Source organism: Serratia sp. CY37869 (assembly GCF_052168895.1).
Classification (GTDB): Bacteria; Pseudomonadota; Gammaproteobacteria; order Enterobacterales; family Enterobacteriaceae; genus Serratia; species Serratia ureilytica.
The window spans coordinates 1,680,061-1,699,207 of sequence record NZ_JBJNLU010000001.1 but is presented as its reverse complement, the minus strand read 5'-3'; the positions used below and the strand labels follow the sequence as shown (position 1 = coordinate 1,699,207).

Below are 19,147 nucleotides of genomic sequence, written 5' to 3'. Positions count from 1 at the left end.
TTATGACGAACGTTTTAGACTGATTTTTACTTTCCCTCAGCGAGATAAAAATCATGTCGGCAGAACAACGGGCGTTAACAGAACGGATCGCGGCGATCGATCAACAGGCGATGGCCGAAGGGCGCATCGTGGGCAGCGTGGTGCTGGTGGCGCGGCGGGGTGAAATTTGCTACGCCGGTGCGGCCGGTTATGCCGATCGCGAAGCGCGGCAACCGATGCGGCGAGAAACGCAGTTTCGGCTGTCGTCGGTTTCCAAACCCTATACCACGCTGGCGGCGCTGCGTTTGATTGAACGAGGCAAGCTGAGCCTCGACGATGCGGTCAGCGATTGGCTGCCGTGGTTTACCCCGGCGCTGGCCGACGGCCGGCGCCCGACGATCAAGATTCGTCATTTGCTGAGTCATACCGCCGGGCTCGACTATCGGCTGAACCAACCGCCAGCAGGCGTTTACCATCAGTTGGGGATCCAGGACGGCGTGGAGCTGTCGACGCTGACGCTGGAGCAAAACCTGCGGCTGTTGGCGCAGGCGCCGTTGCTGTCGGAACCGGGCGCGCGCTTCAACTATTCGCTGGCGATCGACGTGCTCGGCGCGGTGCTGGAGCGAGTGACGGGCATGCCGCTGCCGCAGCTGTTTGTCGAATGGGTGGCGCGGCCGCTGGGGCTCGGCAATACCGCGTTCCATGCGACCCATGCCGCTAACCTGGCGACGCCTTATTACAATACGCCGCAGGGGCCGCGGCGCATGCCGGAAGGCGTGCGGATCGCCTTGCCGGAAGGCATGGCGGGGGGAGAAGTGACGTTCTCGCCGGCGCGCGCGCTTAACGTCGGAGCCTATCCCTCCGGCGGCGCGGGCATGGTCGGTGATGCCGACGACGTGCTGCGGCTGGTGGAGGCGCTGCGCAGCGGCGGGCAGGGCATTTTGCAACCGGATACGGTGGCGTTGCTGCGTCACCCGCACGTCGGCGCCGAGGCGCAAACGCAAGGGCCGGGCTGGGGCTTCGGCTTTGGCGGCGCGCTGCTGGTGGATCCAGACGCTGCGCAGACGCCGCAGCATGCCGGTACCCTGACCTGGGGCGGCGTTTACGGCCACAGCTGGTTCTTTGATCCAGAGGCGCAGCTGAGCGTAGTCGTCTTGACCAATACCGCATTTGAGGGCATGTGCGGCCGCTACCCGCAGCAGATCCGCGATGCGGTTTATGCGGCGTAAATAAAAAGGGCCCCACAGGGGGCCCTTGTTCAGGCTTTCAGGCGATTACTGCGCCGGTGCCGGAGCGGGTTCCGCTTCCTGCGCCGGTTCAGCGTCTTCCGCCGGGGCGCCCAGCATGGCGAACTGGCTGATGAACTCCTGCAGCGACATTTTGTTGCCGTTCAGGTCAACCTGATTGTCAGCGTAGTGGAACTTGCTCGCGATCACGCCGTCTTTCTGGGTGGTCAGCTTGAACATCTGACCCATGGCCGCCAGGCCCTGCACTTGCTGCTGCGCCAGTTTCTGCGCGTCTTCCTCATTGTAACCCTGCAACAAGGCGGTCTTCGCGGTCACTTCGGTAGCCATCGCTTCCGGAATGGTCAGGCTGAGATCCAGCTTTTTAACCGCCTGAGCGATCACTTGATCCGGCGACTGTGCCGGGGAGGCGGCCTTGCTCGGATCGGTCATCGCCAGATCCAGCGTGAAGATGCTCTCACCCTTGCTGTTTTTCCAGCTCAGCGGGGCGATGCTGAGGCTTGGGTTGCCTTTCAGCAGCATCGGCAGGTTCTTTTGCAGCATCTCGGAGGTCTGCTGTTCGTAGACGTCCGGATCCAGGTTCTCGCCCTGCTGCAGCAGCGCCATGGTTTGGCGGTTGTAGCTGTCGGAGAAGTCTTTCAGCGCCTTGCCGTCGACGTTGTCGATTTTCAGCGTCAGTTTACCGGCGCCGAAGTCGTTGCCCTGCACCTTGAGCGCGTCCATGGTGTAATCGATCTGGCCGCCGATATTGCTGCTGCCTTGCTCGCCGAACTTGCTCACCAGATTGAAACCGTCCAACGCCACGGTGTCTTTACCGTCGATCGTCAGTTTGAACTGCTTCAGGGTCATCGTCTGATCGCCGAGCTTCACGCCGAACTTGCTTTCGTTGCTGTTGCCTTTCAGGTTGAAGCCCTGGAAGGTGATCTGCTCGTTTTGGCCGAATTCGTTCGGGCTGGCGAACACGATGTTGTCGCTGTTGGCGTCCAGCGCGATTTTTTTCAGATCGCGGGACACGTCGGCGTCAATGGTGGCGCCGCTGAATTTCAGCGAAGATTTATCCTTCTGGTAGTCCAGTGGGATAAAGTCGATGGTGGACGCGGTATCGCCGCTGTACGAGATGCGTGAATCGGCGGTAAACAGCGATTTGCCTTTGGTGGTTTCAAACAGGCCTTTCACCGCCGGGGTGTTTTCCAGCTCGGTATGCACCGACGCCATGCTCGGCAGCAGGTTGAATTTTTTCAGCTGCGCGAACGGGAACGGACCGTGATCGATGGTTTCCAGGAACGCCACTTCTTCACCGGCTTTCAGCGCCGCGTTTTCGCTGGTATCCGTGCCGTCGGAGCGCAGCACATAACGCACTTTGCTGCTGAACAGGCCGCGCTGGTAATTTTCATAGCTCAGCTTGACGCCGGCTTTCGGCAGATAGGCTTTCAGTTGGCCGTTGGCGTTGTCGACGACTTCGCCCATGTGCTGCTCGATCTGTTTCCCGGTGTACCAGGATGCCCCGGTCCATGCTGCGCCAAGAACGACAATGACGCTGACAGCGACTAACGATTTTTTCATAGCTCTGTTTCATCCTTTTTTCTTATAACCCTCCGTTGCGAGGGAGGGGGCAAATGTGGGCCGACAAAAAACGCCCGCAGGCGTTTAATTGTGGGGGCAGCTCTCGCTTTCAGCAAGCAATTTGCTGAAATTTATCAACGGTTAGGCCAGTTGGTTATAAACCCGGGCGATGCGGCCGCTGCCGCTGACGTTGACCGGCGATTCGAAGGCGCCGATAAAGCAGGATTCACCCGGTTTGAGCGTCAGGCGCTGCCCGGATTTTTCCAGCGTCGCTTCGCCGCTGACGCAGAACACGATAGCCGCGCTCCGTTGCGCGAGCGCCTGCGGCGCGGCGGTCAAATCGTGCAGCGAGAAGGCGAAATCTTCCACCGGGATCGGGAAGAACAGTTCGTTGCCGCGCCGCTCCGGTTGGGTCAGCAGGCCGGACGCCGGCTGCGGGCGGAACTGCAGGTTGGCCAGCAGCTCGGGCACGTCGATAAATTTCGGCGTCAGGCCGGCGCGCAGCACGTTGTCCGAGTTGGCCATCACCTCCAGCGCCACGCCTTTCAGATAGGCGTGCGGCGTTTCGGCATACAGGAACATCGCCTCGCCCGGCGCGAGCTGCACCACGTTCAGCAGCAGCGGTGAGAACAGGCCGCTGTCGTCCGGATAGAAACCGGCGATGAAGCGCACGGTATCCCAGGGTTCACCCTGCTGGTTGTTGAGCGCGGCTTTCAGCACGCCGAGCGCCAGCGACTTTTGCTCGCCGCTCATCGTCAGCAGGCTGGCGAACAGGGTAGACAGATGGGCGGTGTCCGGCTGCTGCAGGAAGGTGGCGATATCGTGGTGCGCGCCGGCGATCGGTTGCAGCAGGGAGACGATATCGGTCAGTTCGCGAAAGCCGTTCATCGCCAGGAACGGCGTCAGGGCGAAGACCAGCTCGGGCTTGTGATTGGGATCTTTATAGTTGCGTTCGGCGGCGCTCAGCGGGATGCCGGCGGCGTTCTCTTTCGCGAAGCCGATCTCGGCCGCCGCTTTGCTCGGGTGGACCTGGATAGACAGCGGTTGATCGGCGCAGAGCACTTTAAACAGGAACGGCAACTCGCCAAAGCGGCTGGCGACGTCAGCGCCCAACTGCTTTGGCTGGTCTTCATCGATAAGACAGCGCAGCGAACGCAGTGCGCCATCGGCGCCGGGCACGCGGGAAGGGCTCTTGGGATGCGCGCCCATCCACAGTTCGGCCATCGGCTGATTATCCGGGTTGGCGATGCCGTAAAGACGGGTCAGCGCATCGTGGCTGCCCCAGGCGTAATTCTGTACCGCGTTGGTCATTTTTTGCATGTCGATAAACGTCCTTTGCGTCATTGCCGTACTAATGGCAATAACTTACTGATTTTATACGATTCGCTTCATCTGTGCCGACAACCATCATACGCCCGCGTCGGCAGGAACCCTCATGGGCGCGATCAAAACAACGCCGGATAAGGTTGCGTCCGGCCACGCGGCCAGAGTATAGCGTGATAACGATCGGCGTCTCAAATGGCTCACCGGCCCCAAGAGGGCCCGATAAATCCGCCAATCGATCGTTGATTGTAGGGAAAGAAATTATTGCCGACAGCGCAGGCTTTCTACGTCATTATTTATTTATCGGCATGTCAAAGTATGTCGGCGGAATTTATTTTTTACCTTCTGAGCCATTCCCTTATTATTATTTTTGCGCCAAGTCGGGCGATCACACGCCGAGCTTAAACCTGAACGACAGACCGCTTTACCGTAGCCGTTAACGAGTCGATTTAACGAAATGAGAGGTCTGTTGCATGAAAAAATGGTTGCTGTTGTTGGGGCTTTGCACCGGGGCGGCCCAGGGGGCGGTGATCGTCACCTATCCCTACGCGGCCCCGCGCGCCGTGGTGGTAACGCCGGCGCCGATCGTCGTTGCGCCCGCACCGGTCGCGCTTCCCGCCGTAACTGCACCCGTGGCACATCCGCTGGCGCTCACCGCCGGCGCGGTGGCGACCGGGGCGTATCGCCATAATGAACGGCAGGATGCCTACGATGAGATCAATCATTTGCAACAGCAGCGGATCGATGAACTCAATCACTTACAGGCGCAGCGCATCAATAATTTTAATTCGCGTCACGCGCGTTAATTTCATCTCCGCGTTTATTATCCCGGTTCTTTCTTCGCCTTTATTTCGGCGCGGGTTAACCGACGGCAAATAACCGCGTCATGAATGGGTAAAAGAGATGAATCGTGCTGTGAGATAACTCTCTTAATGCGAATAGTTATTATGTCACTATACTGGGAATGCGTGCCGACGGGGGGTAGCGCGTCGGCCTAACCCTACAATTTTAGGAATTATGCTAAGGAGACAATGATGGCAGGCGTTCGTATCGAAAAAGACTCCATGGGCCCCATCGAAGTACCGGCCGACAAGCTGTGGGGCGCACAGACCCAGCGCTCATTGGCGCATTTCCGCATTTCCTCCGAAAAGATGCCGACCGCGCTGATCCATGCGCTGGCGTTGACCAAGCGCGCCGCCGCGCAGGTGAACGTGGACCTGGGGCTGCTGCCGGCCGAGCGGGGCGCCGCCATCATCAACGCTGCCGACGAAGTGCTGGCGGGCAGCCATGCCGACCAGTTCCCGCTGTCCATCTGGCAAACCGGCTCCGGCACTCAGACCAACATGAACATGAACGAAGTGTTGGCCAACCGAGCCAGCGAGCTGCTGGGCGGCGTGCGAGGTGAAGAGCGCAAGGTGCATCCGAACGACGACGTCAATAAAAGTCAGAGCTCCAACGACGTGTTTCCCACCGCGATGCACGTGGCGGCGGTGATTGCGCTGCGCGAGCACCTGATCCCCGAGCTGAAAGTGCTGCACAAGACGCTGAGCGACAAGGCCGAAGCCTACCGCGGCATCGTCAAAATCGGCCGCACCCACCTGCAGGACGCCACGCCGCTGACCCTGGGCCAGGAAATCTCCGGCTGGGCGGCGATGCTGGCGCACAATCTGAAACACATCGAAGACAGCATCCCGCACATCGCCGAGCTGGCGCTGGGCGGCACGGCGGTCGGCACCGGCCTGAACACCCATCCGGAGTACGCCGTACGCGTCGCTAAAGCGCTGGCGGAGTTGACCCATCAGCCGTTCGTCACCGCGCCGAACAAGTTCGAAGCGTTGGCGACCTGCGATGCGCTGGTGCAGGGGCACGGCGCGCTGAAAGGGTTGGCGGCTTCGCTGATGAAGATCGCCAACGACGTGCGCTGGCTAGCGTCCGGCCCGCGCTGCGGCATCGGCGAGATTTCTATCCCGGAGAACGAGCCGGGCAGCTCCATCATGCCGGGCAAGGTCAACCCGACCCAGTGCGAAGCGATGACCATGCTGTGCGCGCAGGTGCTGGGCAACGACGTGGCGGTGAATATCGGCGGCGCTTCCGGCAACTTCGAGCTGAACGTGTTCCGCCCGATGGTGATCCACAACTACCTGCAGTCGATCCGCCTGCTGGCCGACGGTATGCAGGGCTTCAACGAGCACTGCGCGGTGGGCATCGAACCGAACCGCGATCGCATCACCCAGTTGCTGAATGAATCGCTGATGCTGGTGACGGCGCTCAACACCCATATCGGTTATGACAAAGCGGCGCAAATCGCCAAGAAAGCGCACAAGGAAGGGCTGACGTTGAAAGCCGCAGCGCTGAAGCTCGGCTATCTGACCGAAGCGCAGTTCGATGAATGGGTGCGCCCAGAGGCGATGGTCGGCAGCATGCAGAAATAATTGATCTGTGAGGCAACCGGGGGCTTACTGAGGTAAGCCCCTTTTTTATGGAGAAATTAAGATGTCGCGCGCACAACGTTTACTCGATCTGATGCAGCTGCTGCGCAGCCACCGCTATCCGGTGGCGGGCCATGCGTTGGCGCAGACGCTGGGCATCAGCATGCGCACGCTTTACCGCGATATCGCCACGCTGCAGCAGCAGGGAGCGGAGATCGTCGGCGAGGCGGGGCTCGGCTATGTGCTGCGCCCCGGTTTTATGCTGCCGCCGCTGATGTTCTCGCAAGCGGAAATAGAAGCGCTGGTGCTGGGCATGCGCTGGGTCAGCCGCCGCGGCGACAGCCAGTTGGCGAGCGCCGCGGGCCAGGCGCTCGCCAAGATCGCCGCGGTGCTGCCGACGGCGCTGCGGGAGGAGCTGGAGGCCAACACGCTGCTTATCGCACCGGCTCAGTCGCCGCCGGTGGCGGATGAGATGCGGGTGTTAATCCGTGACAGCATCCGCCGCGAGCGCAAGCTGCATATCGACTATCTCGACCTGGCGGGGCAGCGCAGCGAACGCCTGCTGTGGCCCTTTGCGCTGGGCTTTTTCGACCAGTTCCAGATGCTGGTTGCCTGGTGTGAGTTGCGTCAGGCCTTTCGTCATTTTCGCCTCGATCGCATTCAGGCCGCCACGCCGCTTGAACAGCGTTATCCGCATGGCCGGCGGCGACTGTTGAAAGAGTGGCGGTTGAGCGAAGGCATTGCGGAACAATAACGACACGCTGCTGCCATAAACTGTCAGTCGCCTCCTTTAGTCTGTGCCTATCGGGAACCAACCGGTTCCCATCACCCAGAGGACAGACCGATGACCCTTCCCAGCATGACCCTGCTTTACGTCGATAACCCGCTCAACAGCGCCGCCTTTTATCAACGCCTGCTGGGGCAGGCGCCGGTAGAGCTTTCTCCCGGCTTTGCCCTGTTCGTGCTCAACAACGGCTTCAAGCTCGGGATGTGGGCCAAACAGGGGGTAAAACCCGCCGCCACGCTGACCGGCGGCGGCGGTGAACTGGGCTTTTTATGCCAGGATCCGCAAGAAGTGGAGGCGCGCTATAACCAGTGGCGCGAGCTCGGGCTGCCTATCGAGCAAACGCCAACCGAAATGGAGTTCGGCTACACCTTTGTGGCGCGGGATCCGGACGGTCATCGCCTGCGGGTATATGCCCTCAGCGAGTAGTGCCGTCGGTATACAGGTGCAGGCGCGGCACCAGCAGCCGCAGCGGCCTGGCGTCGGGTTTGTAGCGATGCTTTACTGCGTCGGCGTCGTAGTTGAGCAGTTCGCCGATCTTCGGCACCGCAGCGCCGCTTTCAACCTGACACAGGGCGATCAGCGGCAGCGGGCAGGGGTGTTGCACCTGCTTTTGCTGCTGCTGATACCACACGCGGGCGATCGGCTGCACTTTGACCGGCCGCTTGATTTTCAACGTCGCATGCTGCGGCAGACGGCTGACATCGTCTATTTCGCGGCTGACCAGGGCGGCCCACTGTTCACGGCTGTGCGGCGGCACCGCGCGGCCGGCTTTCAGACTTTTCTCCAGCTGCGCCAGGATGTCGTCCCGTTTGACGTTTTTGATGATGTGCTTGTTGGCCCAGCCGAAGCGCACCGAGTCGGGATTGGTCAGGGCGGTGAGGGTGCGGTAGGCGCTGAGGGTAATCAGCCCGTGCAAATGGGTGTGCACGAATTCGAAACGCTGCTCCGGCGCCAGGCCGGAATCGACGGTGATAATCTGCTCCAGTTCGCCTTTCAGGCGGTTGATCAGCGCCAGCTGCGCCTGCAGCGCCTGATACTCCGGTTGCTCCACCGCCAGACAGATGACGCCGGGCAGGCGCACGGCGGCCTTGCTGCTGACATTCTCACGGTTATGGTGGATGAAGAGCCGCTGATAGTGTTCCAGCGCCAGATCGCGCGCCGCTTGCCCCACATGCTGCTCGACCGCGATATGCGAAATGGCCTGATGTTCCTGGCCTTTTTCTACCTCCGGCAGGCTGAACACCCGCGCCGCCAGCAGCCGCAGCGGGGTTATCTGCTGCTGCAATGCGCCGAGGGCTTGCTCCAGTTCGGCAAAGCAGGCGTTCATCCGGCCAATCACATCGTATTTGCTCATCATATGCCCCTATTTTAGTTACAACATACTATAGGAGAGTAGCAGGCTGGGGGCAACATCGGCAATGGGACAATACTCGGCTTAACTGCCCACCCGGCTTACCAGGGGGAAACAGGGCGGGCAGCAGGGGGAATTCTCTCGCTCGTCTGCTACGCATGCGGGCAAGTGTGATTGTCGAAAATAAACCTGCTCTTCTTATGGTTTTGATTCATTGATGGATTTTTTCCTGTTCGTTTGTCTTCTGTTTAATCCATTTCCCGTTTGCCGTTGTCCAAACGCTGGAACAAACAGAATGGCAGGACGCTATGAGCCCTTGGGGTTATCTTTTCTTCTGTCATTAACGGGTGCTTTAACAGGAGGTTTACTGTGGATATTAAACAGAAAGTCAAAAACATGACGCTGGAAGAGAAGATCGGGCAAAAAATCATGCTGGATTTTCGCTACTGGGATCGGAACGGTAGCAGCAATCAGGATATGACCGTTCCCGATGAAGCCATTGGCAAGCTGATCACCGATAACCATGTGGGCGGGGTGATCCTGTTTGCCAATAATCTGAAAGATAAGCAGCAGATCAATACGTTAACGGCCTGGTATGCCGCGATGAAAACCCACGCCGGCATCCGCCTGTTCATTGGCACGGATAACGAGGGCGGTAACGTTTTCCGGCTGCCGCGCGGCGACTATGCCTCATTCCCCGGCAATATGGCACTCGCCGCGGCGATTGAGGGCGGCGCGGATAAACAGCTCGCCGTTGAACAGGGCGAACTGATGGCCCAGGATATGCGCGCGTTGCATATCAATACCAACTTTGCACCGGTTGTGGACGTCAACACCAACCCGTTCAACCCGGTGATTAACGTTCGCGCCTTCAGCGATGATAAGAACGCCGTTTCCCGCCTGGCCGAGAAAATGGTGGCGGGGATGAAGCAGCAAGGGCTTATCACCGCTTACAAACACTTCCCTGGCCATGGCAGCACCTCCACCGACTCGCATACCGGTTTGCCGCGCGTCGACCGTACGCGGGAAGAGGCGTTTGCCATCGATATCGCGCCTTACAAACAGGCCATTGACCGCTGTGCGGCGCCGGACATGGTCATGACCGCGCATATTCAGTACCCCGCGCTGGATAACCGCCAGATCGACACCCGCAGCGGCGAAAAAATCACGGTGCCGGCCACCATGTCGCATGAAATTCAGACCCGCATCCTGCGCGATGAGCTGGGTTATGCCGGCGTAACGATTTCAGATGCGCTGGATATGGGGGCGATTGCTGAGCATTTCAGCCAGCAAGGGGCGGCTGAAAACGTCTTTGCCGCCGGGGTGGATATCGCCCTGATGCCTGTCAGCATCGCTTCGCCGGCCCAGGCTAACCTGCTGCCGGACCTGATTCGTTACCTTGCGGACCGGGTGAAAACAGGGCATCTCAGCGAGGCCCATATCGATGCTTCGGTCGAGCGCATTTTGCGCCTCAAATTACGCCATCACCTGATGGGGCATCGCGAGGCCCCTTGTTCCAGCAGCGTTTCGTCCTCAGCGCATAAGCTGGAAAAACGCATCGCCGATCGCTCCATTACCGTGGTCATTAACCGCCACAGCCTGCTGCCGTTGAAAGACAAGGCGCTGCGCTATTTTATCCTGACCCCGTGGGGTGAGCAGGCCAAAGGCATCGCTAACGTGATGGCGCAGGAGGGCTACCAGAACGTCGTTGCCGCGAAGGAAACGGAACTGAGCGATGCCCAAATCAGGGCGCATATTGCCGATTGCGACGTGTTCCTGCTCGGCACGCTTTCGACCCGCTTTACGCCTGCCGAGCAGGATGGGGTCGTGACCTCCGCAACCGGGGCGGCTAATGATTCCAGTCCTTATCCGGGCTGGTTGAAATACGCCGCCGAGCAGGGGAAAAAACGCGTTCACCTCTCATTGCGCGCGCCTTACGATATCGTGAACTATGCCGCAGACGTGGATGCAGCCGTCGCCACCTATTCTTACTACGGGTATGACAGCGGCGTATGGCGCGGTCCCTCGATGATATCTCTGGCGCAGGTGCTGACGGGAAAAATCACACCGCACGGAAAACTGCCGGTCAACACCTGGCATGACTACGATGAGGAAACCAATACGGGCAAGGTGGCGTTCCCTCGCGGGACCGGGCTGAGCTGGTAATGGGACAAGTACCGGCGTCGTCAGAAAGGGCGACGCCGGTCGCGGGATAGCGTTGAGAAAGCGGGCGGTTTCTTGCTCTGCACGATACGACATGGGATAACCGTCACTCACGGAAGGAGAACATTTATGCCGACAGGCGCAACAAAACTAGGCGGATGGCTGTTGATGGCCGCCATGCTGGGCGTGAGCGGATGCGCCAAACCCCCTGAGCCGGAAAAGCCTCCGCAGCCTGCACCGCCGGTCACACCGATGCGGGGCATCTGGCTGGCCACCGTCATGGGGCTGGACTGGCCGCCGGCGGCCTCCCTGAAAGCGGAAACCGCGCCAGAGCGAATTCGCCTGCAGCAGCAGGCGCTGACGGACGCACTGGACGACATGGTGAAAACCGGGATTAACACGGTGTATTTTCAGGTTAAACCGGACGGAACGGCCCTGTGGCGTTCTGACATCTTGCCCTGGTCGGAGGTATTGACCGGCACCGTGGGCCAGGATCCGGGTTACGATCCGCTGGCCTTTATGCTGAAAGAAGCGCACCGGCGCGGCATCAAAGTGCACGCTTGGCTGAATCCTTATCGGGTTTCCATGAATACCCGGCAGCAAACGATTGATGCGCTTAATCAAACGCTGCAGTCCCCGCCGGCCAGCGTCTATGCGCTGCATCCCGACTGGATACGTACGGCCAACGACCGCTTTGCGCTCGATCCTGGCTTACCCGATGTGCGCAACTGGATCACCGGCGTGGTGGCGGAAGTCGTCAAAAACTATGACGTCGACGGCATTCAATTTGACGATTATTTCTATTATGAGACGCCGCAATCGCCGCTGGATGATGAAAAGACGTATCGCGAATACGGCAAAGGGTTTGCAGACAAGGCCAGTTGGCGAAGAGACAATACGCTGCAATTGATAAAACAGGTTTCAGCCACCGTCAGGGCGCTAAAGCCCGCTGTCGCGTTTGGCGTCAGCCCGGCGGGCGTCTGGCGAAACAAAGCGGACGATCCCGCCGGCTCGGCGACTCAGGCCGGCGCGCCATCGTACGATGCGGCCTATGCCGATACGCGCCAGTGGGTCAAACTGGGGCTGCTCGACTACATCGCACCGCAGCTGTACTGGCCTTTCGATCGTGAAATAGTTCGCTACGACGTGCTGGCCAACTGGTGGGCCGAGGTGGTGAAAGACACGCCGGTTCGGCTTTATGCCGGGGTGGCGCTGTATAAAGTGGGCACGCCATCGGCGAGCGAACCGGCATGGACCGTCGACGGCGGCGTTCCTGAGCTGAAAAGGCAGTTGGATCTCAACGAGAGCTTGCCGGGGATGGGGGGAACCATCCTGTTCCGGCAACGTTATCTGACCGAGCCGCAAACGGATAAGGCCGTGGAGTACCTGCGCACCCGCTGGAAAACCGGTCAATAATCACCGGCATTGGCATAGCGAGCCGCGGTAATCCACCGCGGCTTTTTTATTCACAGGCGCGCCGCTTCCGGCAGGCGCTTCAGGTAATGCACCACCAGCAGCGCCAGCAACAGCATCAGGCTGATGAACGCCGCCACGCCATTCCAGCCGAAACTGTGCCAGAACACGCCGCCGAGGGTCCCGGCCACGCTTGAGCCGACGTAATAACAGAACAGATACAGCGACGACGCCTGGCCTTTGGCGCGGCGCGCACGGCGGCCGATCCAGCTGCTGGCCACCGAGTGGGCGGCGAAGAAACCGGCGGTGAACAGCATCATGCCGATAAAGATCGCCGGCACCTGCGGCAACGCGGTAATCAGAATCCCGATCAGCATAATCACGATCGACGCCAGCAGCACCGGGCCGCGCCCGAAGCGCGAGGTGAGCGCGCCGGCCTTGGGCGAGCTGTAGGAACCGGTGAGGTAGACCACCGACAGCAGGCCGACGATCGCCTGGCTCAGATGATAAGGATCCGCCAGCAGGCGATAACCGATGTAGTTGAACAGGGTGACGAAGCTGCCCATCAGCAGAAAGCCTTCCGCGAACAGCAGCGGCAGCCCCTTATCGTGCCAATGCAGTTTGAAGTTGATCAGCAGCGTGCGGGGGCGCAGTGAGCTGGCGCGAAAATGCCGCGAAGCTGGCAGAATGCGCCAGAACATGAAGGCGGCGGCGAGGGCGAACAGACCGATGACCCCGAGTGAGACGCGCCAGGAGAAGAAGTCGGTCAACACCCCGGTCACCAGGCGGCCGCTCATGCCGCCGATCGAATTGCCGCTGATGTACAACCCCATCGAGAAGGCGACGAAGCTGGGATGGATCTCTTCGCTGAGATAGGTCATGCCGACCGCCGCCACGCCGCTCAGCGACAGGCCGATCAACGCGCGCATCAGCAAAATGCCGTGCCAGCTGGTCATAAAGGCGCAAATCAGCGTGCAGACTGCCGCCAGCAACAGCGCCACCACCATCACCGACTTACGGCCGATGGCGTCGGACAGCGGCCCGGTGAACATCAGGCCGATCGCCAGCAGGCCGGTAGAGACCGAGAGCGACAGGCTGCTTTCGGCCGGCGAGACGCCGAAATCTTGCGACAGCACCGGCAGGATCGGCTGCACGCAGTAAAGCAACGCGAAGGTCGCCAGCCCGGCGGAAAACAGCGCCAGCGTTACGCGCATAAACTGCGGCGTGCCGCGTTCGATATAGGGGAGTTTGTTGTTGAGGGTGGAGCGTTTTACTTTTGGCGCAGCGGCCGCGTCATCGTTGGCGGCCAGCGTCGACGGCATCACGGCCGCAGAACGCACAGGGGTTGTCACAGCGTTTCCTTACCGAACTTCGGGGAGATAAACAGACACTTTGCAGATAACAAAATGATAGGGAGCGGCGATTTTTTTGTCTAATATATTAATAATTACAATTAAGACTTTTTAAATATGAATATCGAGTTGAGACACCTGCGTTACTTTATCGCCGTGGCGGAAGAGCTGCATTTTGGCCGCGCCGCGGAGCGGCTGCGTATCTCCCAGCCGCCGCTCAGCCAGCAAATCCAGGCGCTGGAGGATATGGTCGGCGCGCGGCTGCTGGCGCGCAACAATCGCAACGTCAGCTTGACGCAGGCCGGGGAGATGTTCCTCAAAGAAGCCTATCAGGTGCTCGATCAGGTCGGCCGCGCGGCGGAAAAGGCGGCGCGCCTGGATCGCGGCGAACTGGGGGAAATGACCATCGGCTTTACCTCTTCCGCACCGTTTATCGGCGTGGTGGCGCGCAGCCTGCGCGCTTTCCGTCAGCATTCTCCGCAGGTGCACATCAAGATGCGCGAAATCAACACCAAACAGCAGATCGAACCGCTGCTGAACGGTGAGCTGGATCTGGGGGTAATGCGCAACACGCGGCTGCCGGAAGCGCTGCACTATCAGCTGCTGCTGCGCGAACCGCTGCTGGCGGTGGTGCCGGAGGGGCATCCGCTGGCGGAAACGCCCGGCGGCGCGCTGCGTTTTCAACACCTGGCGCAGGAGCCGTTCGTGTTCTTCTCGCGCGAAGTGGGCACGGCGCTGTATGACGAAATTCTGCTGCTGCTCGGCAAGGCCGGCATTACCCCGTATATCACTCAGGAAGTGGGGGAAGCGATGACCATCATCGGTTTGGTCTCCGCCGGATTGGGGGTCTCGATTCTGCCTGCGTCTTTCGCCCGGGTGCGGGTGGACGGCGTGCGTTATTTGCCGCTGGCGGAGCCGGACGCCACGACCGAAGTGTGGCTGGTGCATCACCGCCGACGGCCGCTGACCGCTGCGGCGCAGGCGCTGATGGCGTTGATGCTGAAATGACGTTGAGATTGGGCAAATAAAAATCAATTCGCGCTGAAATTGCGAGGAATTTGTGCAGCAAATCACATAACGAATCAAATAGTTGACGCTGTATGACAAAAGCCCCACCATAACCCCTAGTCTTTATTTAGAAGCGCGAAAAATAGTAGGAGCCGGTTTGTGATTGCGGTTGGGCAGCCTGGGCATATTGATCAAATCAAACAGACCAATGCGGGGGCGGTTTATCGGCTAATCGATCAACTGGGCCCGATTTCGCGCATCGAACTGTCAAAACGCGCACAGCTGGCGCCCGCCAGCATCACCAAGATCGTGCGCGAACTGCTGGAAGCCCATCTGGTCAAGGAAACCGAGTACCAGGAAATCGGCAGCCGGGGCCGCCCGGCGGTGGGGCTGGTGCTGGACACCGAGGCCTGGCACTACCTGTCCGCCCGCATCAGCCGCGGCAGCATCACGCTGGCGCTGCGCGATCTGAGCAGCAAACTGGTGGTGGAAGAGCTGCTGCCGCTGGCGGCCGAAGATCCCGAACCGCTGCTGAAACGCATCCTGACCGAAGTCGATCAATTCTTTATTCGCCACCAAAGCAAGCTGGAACGGTTGACGGCGATCGCCATTACGCTGCCGGGCATTATCGACGTGCAGTCGGGCGTGGTGCACCGCATGCCGTTTTACGACGTGCTGGAGATGCCGCTCGGCCCGGCGCTGGAAACCCGGACCGGTCTGCCCGTCTATTTGCAACACGACATCAGCGCCTGGACCATGGCCGAGGCGTTGTACGGCGCCTCGCGCGGCAGCCAGAACGTGATTCAGGTGGTGATCGACCACAACGTCGGCGCCGGCGTGATCACCGGCGGCCACGTGCTGCATGCCGGCAGCCACAGCGTGGTGGAGATCGGCCACACCCAGGTCGATCCTTACGGCAAACGCTGCTACTGCGGCAACCACGGCTGCCTCGAGACCGTGGCCAGCATCGAGAACATGCTGGAGATCGCCCAGCAGCGGCTGAGCGGCTCGATGAGCTCCAGCCTGCACGGCGCGCCGCTGACCGTTGAATCGCTGTGCGACGCCGCGCTGGCGGGCGATCAACTGGCGCGGGACATCATCCTCGGCGTCGGCCACAGCGTGGGGCGCATTCTGGCTATCATGGTCAACCTGTTCAATCCGGAGAAGATCCTGGTGGGTTCGCCGCTCAACCGCGCGGCGGAGATCCTGCACCCGGCCATCGCCTCCTGCATTCGCCAGCAGGCGCTGCCGGCCTACAGCGAGCAGGTCAAGGTTGAATCCACGCAGTTCTTCAATCAGGGCACCATGCCCGGCGCGGCGCTGGTGAAAGAGGCGCTGTATAACGGTTCATTGCTGGTGCAGCTGCTGCAAGGCTAACATCAGAACTTCTTATTAATCCTGCAAAAGATTGAGCTACCTCAAGCCCCTACGTGGCGGCATCCCCTAGAATTTTTCCGCAAGACTTCTTCGCCGCCGGTGCGGCGATACATTGTTAACGGGGCATTCTGGGGCATTTTATTCATGTTGAAGCGTTTATTTGTGACAGGCACGGATACCGACGTCGGTAAAACCGTGGTTTCCCGCGGGTTGATGCAGGCGCTGGCCGCCGATGGCCGCTCGGTCGCGGGCTACAAGCCGATCGCCGCGCGCTGCCAGGAAACCAGCGAGGGCATCCGCAATAAAGACGCTTTGGTGTTGCAGGCATCTTCCACCTTGCCGCTGTGCTATGAGGAGATCAATCCCATCACCTGTCTGGATGAGGTGTTTCATGCGCATGCCACCGAGGACATCAACTACGGCCTGATGAGCAGCGGCCTGCGCGATCTGTCCGCCAAAGCCGATACGGTGGTGGTAGAGGGCAGCGGCGGCTGGCGCGTGCTGATGAACGATCTGCGGCCGTACGCCGAATGGGTGGTGCAGGAGCAACTGCCGGTGGTGTTGGTGGTGGGTATCAAGCTGGGCTGCGTCAGCCACGCGCTGCTGACCGCGCAGTCGATCATCAACGACGGCCTGCCGCTGCTGGGCTGGGTGGCCAACCGCATCAATCCGGGGTTGGCGCACTATGCCGAAACCATCACGGCGCTGCAGCAGCGCATTTCCGCGCCGCTGCTGGGTGAAATTCCGTATCTGCCGCGCGCGGAGCAGCGCGAACTGGCGCACTACCTCGATATTTCCACGTTGCTGTAGCCCATTCAGGCGCAGAACGTCGCCAACAACCGGGCGGCGATCAGCAGGCCCAGCCCATACACCGTGTGGGTGAGCAGGCTGAGGAGCCGCGCTCTGCGCGGATTGGCGGTTTTCGCCGCCGCCACGCCAAAGCCCAGCGCGGGCTGCATCACCAGAAACGGCGCCGCCAGGCTCAGCCAGCCGCTCAACAGCGCGATGCGCGGTTCCGGCGCCGCATACCACTCGATGCCCGCCAAACCGAGCGGGATAAAGGCGAACGCCAAGCCGATGGCGTAGTGCAGTATCCAGCCGATTTTTCTCTCACCCTGGCGCGGCGGCGCCGTGACGATGGTGGCGTGAAACCAGCGGCCGTCGAACATGCCGAGAAACCAGCGGCCCACCAGCGCGTAATCGAGGGAAGGGATGCCGAAGCGCCGCTTCAGCAGCAACGCCCACAAATCCATGCAGAGGGTGGCGCCAGCGCCGGTTAACAGAATGCGCAATAACAAATCGGGGGTCATAGGGGTGTCCTTGGCTCAGTGACGTGATAAGGTGCGCACAGTGTGCAACTTAAAGCCGGCTTCAAGTCAATGGCAAAAGAACTGGATATCGGCGCGGTGGCGCGCCTGAGCGGAGTCGCGCCTTCTGCGCTGCGGCATTACGAGAAAAAGGGGCTGATCGCGTCGATAGGCCGCCACGGTTTGCGCCGTCAATACGCCGCCGGGGTGCTCGATCAACTGCGGTTGATCGCCCTCGCGCGCCTGGCCGGTTTTACGTTGGATGAGATGAGCGCCTTGTTTGACGAACGGGGCAAAATCGCGCTCGATCGCGTGTTGCTGGCGGCGCGGGCGGATGAGTTGGATCGCCATATCCAGCGCCTGATACAGGTGCGCGACGGGCTGCGGCACATGGTTGATTGCCCTGAACCCGAGCACCTGCAGTGCCCGCAGTTCAGGAAAATATTGCAGCAGGGTGAGTTCTAAACCTCGCGCTTGGGCAGCGGCGCCGTGTGGTACACCGAGATCGGCCGCAGGCCGCGCGACACGGTGGTGGCGATCACGCAGGCGAGCAGAATGCCGGGCAGCAGCGCGTATTCGCCGGTCATTTCAAACACCATCAGCGCCGCCATGATCGGCGCATGGGTGGTGGCGGCCAGCAGGGTGGCCATGCCGGTCAGCGCCAGCAGCAGCGGCACCGCCGCATCCATGCCCGGCCACAGGCCGAACAGCTGACCGATTATCGATCCGAGCGCGGCGCCGACGAACAGCGTCGGGGTGAAGACCCCGCCGGGCGCGCCCGAGCCGCTGCTGGCGAGGATTGCCAACAGTTTACACACCAGGATCGCGCCCAGCAGCAACACCCCCGGCGGCGCGATCAGCAGCGCCTGCACCACGCTGTAGCCATTGCCCCACACTTGCGGAAACAGCAGCGAAAGCAGCCCGACGATCAGGCCGCCCAACGCCAGCTGCAATGGCGGCTTCAGGCGCAGCGATCGGAAGGCGCGACCGCTGGCGGTCATCAACCACAAAAACAGCGGCCCGCCGGCGCCGGCCACCACGCCGACCAGCGCCATCAGCAGGTATTGCGTCGGCAAGGGAGCGGAGAGCGGCGTCACCAGGTAGAGCGGCGCCTGGCCGCCGTTGAGCAGGTTGGTCATCAGCAGAGCGCTCACTGCGGCGATCACCACCGGGCCGAGTGAGGCCAGCATCAGGGTGCCGAACAGGATCTCGGCGATAAACAGGCTGCCCGCCAACGGCGCATGGTAGGCGCTGGCCATCCCGGCGGCGGCGGCGCAGGCCACCCACAGTTTCCATTCTTTCTCGTGCGTAAAGCGCTGGGCGAAGAGCGATCCCACCAGCGCCGCCAGCAGGATCATCGCGCCTTCGCGGCCGATGGCGCTGCCGCTCGACACCACCAGCAGCGACGCCAGACACTTCACCAGGCTGGCGCCGGTATCCAGCTTGCCGTTGCCGGTCTCAATCGCTTCCATATAGTCGGTGGGCGCCGCCGGGCGCTGGTGGCGGTAGCGCTGGTGAATGTACAGCAGCAGGCCCGCCGCCAGACCGCCCAGCGCGGGCGTCAGCGCGCGTCGCCAGCCGGGCAGCGCGGCGGCGGCGGCTACCAGGCTGCCGTCGGCATTGCCGAGCAGCAGCCACTCGAGGCCAATCATCGAACGGTGAAACAGCCACACCGCCAGGGCGGCGGCGACGCCGATAAATACGGCGATAAGCAGGCTGCGCAGTAGGGCGCGATAGTGGTGCAGGTGGACCAATCTTTTCATGCGTGGGCGGCGTCGTGAGAAAAATCAAAGGGTCATCAGCGCATTGTGCTTGGCGCTCCGGCCGATGACCAGTGAATCTTTAGCAAAC

General features: G+C 60.9%; 18 protein-coding genes. 12 read left to right on the top strand and 6 right to left on the bottom strand.

The features are described from left to right. Window positions 1-53 precede the first annotated feature (53 nt). On the top strand, window positions 54-1,208 hold the full coding sequence (locus ACJ8J1_RS08075) for a serine hydrolase domain-containing protein (protein WP_033642966.1): 1,155 nt from the start codon (window positions 54-56) through the stop codon (window positions 1,206-1,208). 45 nt (window positions 1,209-1,253) lie between these two features. Here the strand turns inward: ACJ8J1_RS08075 and ACJ8J1_RS08070 are convergent, their stop codons facing one another. Next, entirely contained in the window at window positions 1,254-2,786 is a 1,533-nt protein-coding gene (locus ACJ8J1_RS08070; protein WP_033642967.1) for a YdgA family protein, read from the bottom strand. 141 nt (window positions 2,787-2,927) lie between these two features. Continuing rightward, window positions 2,928-4,106 carry a mannose-6-phosphate isomerase gene (manA, locus tag ACJ8J1_RS08065; RefSeq protein ID WP_033642968.1) on the bottom strand — a complete coding sequence of 393 codons (1,179 nt, stop codon included), beginning with the start codon at window positions 4,104-4,106 and terminating at the stop codon, window positions 2,928-2,930. A 176-nt stretch (window positions 4,107-4,282) separates the two neighbouring features. Here manA and ACJ8J1_RS08060 point away from each other — a divergent pair, with 176 nt between their 5' ends. The 5 genes from ACJ8J1_RS08060 (at window position 4,283) to ACJ8J1_RS08040 (ending at window position 7,751) form a co-directional block, all read left to right on the top strand. Further along, the gene (locus ACJ8J1_RS08060; protein WP_146035854.1) at window positions 4,283-4,549 is read left to right on the top strand and encodes a hypothetical protein; all 267 of its coding nucleotides are present in this window, start codon (window positions 4,283-4,285) and stop codon (window positions 4,547-4,549) included. A gap of 33 nt (window positions 4,550-4,582) precedes the next feature. Then, a complete protein-coding gene (locus tag ACJ8J1_RS08055) occupies window positions 4,583-4,915 on the top strand; it encodes a hypothetical protein (protein WP_033642969.1) in 333 nt (110 codons plus the stop codon). Window positions 4,916-5,143: 228 nt separating this feature from the next. Further along, entirely contained in the window at window positions 5,144-6,541 is a 1,398-nt protein-coding gene (fumC, locus tag ACJ8J1_RS08050) for a class II fumarate hydratase (RefSeq protein WP_033642970.1), read from the top strand. A 61-nt stretch (window positions 6,542-6,602) separates the two neighbouring features. Further along, complete coding sequence (locus ACJ8J1_RS08045; RefSeq protein WP_033642971.1) at window positions 6,603-7,292, top strand: helix-turn-helix transcriptional regulator; 690 nt, start codon at window positions 6,603-6,605, stop codon at window positions 7,290-7,292. 90 nt (window positions 7,293-7,382) lie between these two features. Continuing rightward, entirely contained in the window at window positions 7,383-7,751 is a 369-nt protein-coding gene (locus tag ACJ8J1_RS08040; protein ID WP_028128189.1) for a VOC family protein, read from the top strand. On the opposite strand, the gene tus is transcribed toward ACJ8J1_RS08040, so the two are convergent. After that, complete coding sequence (gene tus, locus ACJ8J1_RS08035; protein WP_033642973.1) at window positions 7,741-8,679, bottom strand: DNA replication terminus site-binding protein; 939 nt, start codon at window positions 8,677-8,679, stop codon at window positions 7,741-7,743. The two genes, ACJ8J1_RS08040 and tus, sit on opposite strands and share 11 nt — an antisense overlap. A 366-nt stretch (window positions 8,680-9,045) precedes the next feature. Here tus and ACJ8J1_RS08030 point away from each other — a divergent pair, with 366 nt between their 5' ends. Beyond that, entirely contained in the window at window positions 9,046-10,842 is a 1,797-nt protein-coding gene (locus ACJ8J1_RS08030; RefSeq protein WP_033642974.1) for a glycoside hydrolase family 3 N-terminal domain-containing protein, read from the top strand. 126 nt (window positions 10,843-10,968) lie between these two features. Continuing rightward, the gene (locus ACJ8J1_RS08025; RefSeq protein ID WP_033642975.1) at window positions 10,969-12,255 is read left to right on the top strand and encodes a glycoside hydrolase family 10 protein; all 1,287 of its coding nucleotides are present in this window, start codon (window positions 10,969-10,971) and stop codon (window positions 12,253-12,255) included. A 50-nt stretch (window positions 12,256-12,305) separates the two neighbouring features. On the opposite strand, the gene ACJ8J1_RS08020 is transcribed toward ACJ8J1_RS08025, so the two are convergent. Continuing rightward, entirely contained in the window at window positions 12,306-13,574 is a 1,269-nt protein-coding gene (locus tag ACJ8J1_RS08020; RefSeq protein WP_169539675.1) for an MFS transporter, read from the bottom strand. A gap of 147 nt (window positions 13,575-13,721) precedes the next feature. On the opposite strand from ACJ8J1_RS08020, the gene ACJ8J1_RS08015 reads away from it, so the two are divergent. The 3 genes from ACJ8J1_RS08015 (at window position 13,722) to bioD (ending at window position 16,799) form a co-directional block, all read left to right on the top strand. Continuing rightward, entirely contained in the window at window positions 13,722-14,612 is an 891-nt protein-coding gene (locus ACJ8J1_RS08015) for a LysR substrate-binding domain-containing protein (RefSeq protein ID WP_033642977.1), read from the top strand. A gap of 159 nt (window positions 14,613-14,771) precedes the next feature. Then, window positions 14,772-15,989, top strand: coding sequence for a sugar metabolism global transcriptional regulator Mlc (gene mlc, locus ACJ8J1_RS08010; protein WP_033642978.1), 1,218 nt, complete (start codon window positions 14,772-14,774; stop codon window positions 15,987-15,989). Window positions 15,990-16,133: 144 nt separating this feature from the next. Continuing rightward, window positions 16,134-16,799: a dethiobiotin synthase gene (bioD, locus tag ACJ8J1_RS08005; protein WP_033642979.1), complete on the top strand. Its 666-nt coding sequence runs from the start codon at window positions 16,134-16,136 to the stop codon at window positions 16,797-16,799. 5 nt (window positions 16,800-16,804) lie between these two features. On the opposite strand, the gene ACJ8J1_RS08000 is transcribed toward bioD, so the two are convergent. Beyond that, window positions 16,805-17,299, bottom strand: coding sequence for a DUF2938 family protein (locus ACJ8J1_RS08000; RefSeq protein WP_033642981.1), 495 nt, complete (start codon window positions 17,297-17,299; stop codon window positions 16,805-16,807). A gap of 69 nt (window positions 17,300-17,368) precedes the next feature. Between ACJ8J1_RS08000 and ACJ8J1_RS07995 the strand changes: the two genes are divergently transcribed. Further along, window positions 17,369-17,761 carry a helix-turn-helix domain-containing protein gene (locus ACJ8J1_RS07995; RefSeq protein WP_033642982.1) on the top strand — a complete coding sequence of 131 codons (393 nt, stop codon included), beginning with the start codon at window positions 17,369-17,371 and terminating at the stop codon, window positions 17,759-17,761. Here ACJ8J1_RS07995 and clcB read toward each other — a convergent pair. Then, on the bottom strand, window positions 17,758-19,059 hold the full coding sequence (gene clcB / locus ACJ8J1_RS07990; RefSeq protein WP_033642983.1) for a voltage-gated ClC-type chloride channel ClcB: 1,302 nt from the start codon (window positions 19,057-19,059) through the stop codon (window positions 17,758-17,760). The two genes, ACJ8J1_RS07995 and clcB, sit on opposite strands and share 4 nt — an antisense overlap. Window positions 19,060-19,147: the final 88 nt, after the last annotated feature.

Coding starts and splice junctions, on each gene's coding strand:
- ACJ8J1_RS08025 (WP_033642975.1), top strand. CDS start 10,969: ATGCCGACAGGCGCAACAAAACTAGGCGGATGGCTGTTGATGGCCGCC.
- ACJ8J1_RS08055 (WP_033642969.1), top strand. CDS start 4,583: ATGAAAAAATGGTTGCTGTTGTTGGGGCTTTGCACCGGGGCGGCCCAG.
- fumC (WP_033642970.1), top strand. CDS start 5,144: ATGGCAGGCGTTCGTATCGAAAAAGACTCCATGGGCCCCATCGAAGTA.
- manA (WP_033642968.1), bottom strand. CDS start 4,106: ATGCAAAAAATGACCAACGCGGTACAGAATTACGCCTGGGGCAGCCAC.
- ACJ8J1_RS08000 (WP_033642981.1), bottom strand. CDS start 17,299: ATGACCCCCGATTTGTTATTGCGCATTCTGTTAACCGGCGCTGGCGCC.
- bioD (WP_033642979.1), top strand. CDS start 16,134: ATGTTGAAGCGTTTATTTGTGACAGGCACGGATACCGACGTCGGTAAA.
- ACJ8J1_RS08075 (WP_033642966.1), top strand. CDS start 54: ATGTCGGCAGAACAACGGGCGTTAACAGAACGGATCGCGGCGATCGAT.
- ACJ8J1_RS08040 (WP_028128189.1), top strand. CDS start 7,383: ATGACCCTTCCCAGCATGACCCTGCTTTACGTCGATAACCCGCTCAAC.
- ACJ8J1_RS08020 (WP_169539675.1), bottom strand. CDS start 13,574: ATGCCGTCGACGCTGGCCGCCAACGATGACGCGGCCGCTGCGCCAAAA.
- clcB (WP_033642983.1), bottom strand. CDS start 19,059: ATGAAAAGATTGGTCCACCTGCACCACTATCGCGCCCTACTGCGCAGC.
- tus (WP_033642973.1), bottom strand. CDS start 8,679: ATGAGCAAATACGATGTGATTGGCCGGATGAACGCCTGCTTTGCCGAA.
- ACJ8J1_RS08015 (WP_033642977.1), top strand. CDS start 13,722: ATGAATATCGAGTTGAGACACCTGCGTTACTTTATCGCCGTGGCGGAA.
- ACJ8J1_RS08045 (WP_033642971.1), top strand. CDS start 6,603: ATGTCGCGCGCACAACGTTTACTCGATCTGATGCAGCTGCTGCGCAGC.
- ACJ8J1_RS07995 (WP_033642982.1), top strand. CDS start 17,369: ATGGCAAAAGAACTGGATATCGGCGCGGTGGCGCGCCTGAGCGGAGTC.
- ACJ8J1_RS08070 (WP_033642967.1), bottom strand. CDS start 2,786: ATGAAAAAATCGTTAGTCGCTGTCAGCGTCATTGTCGTTCTTGGCGCA.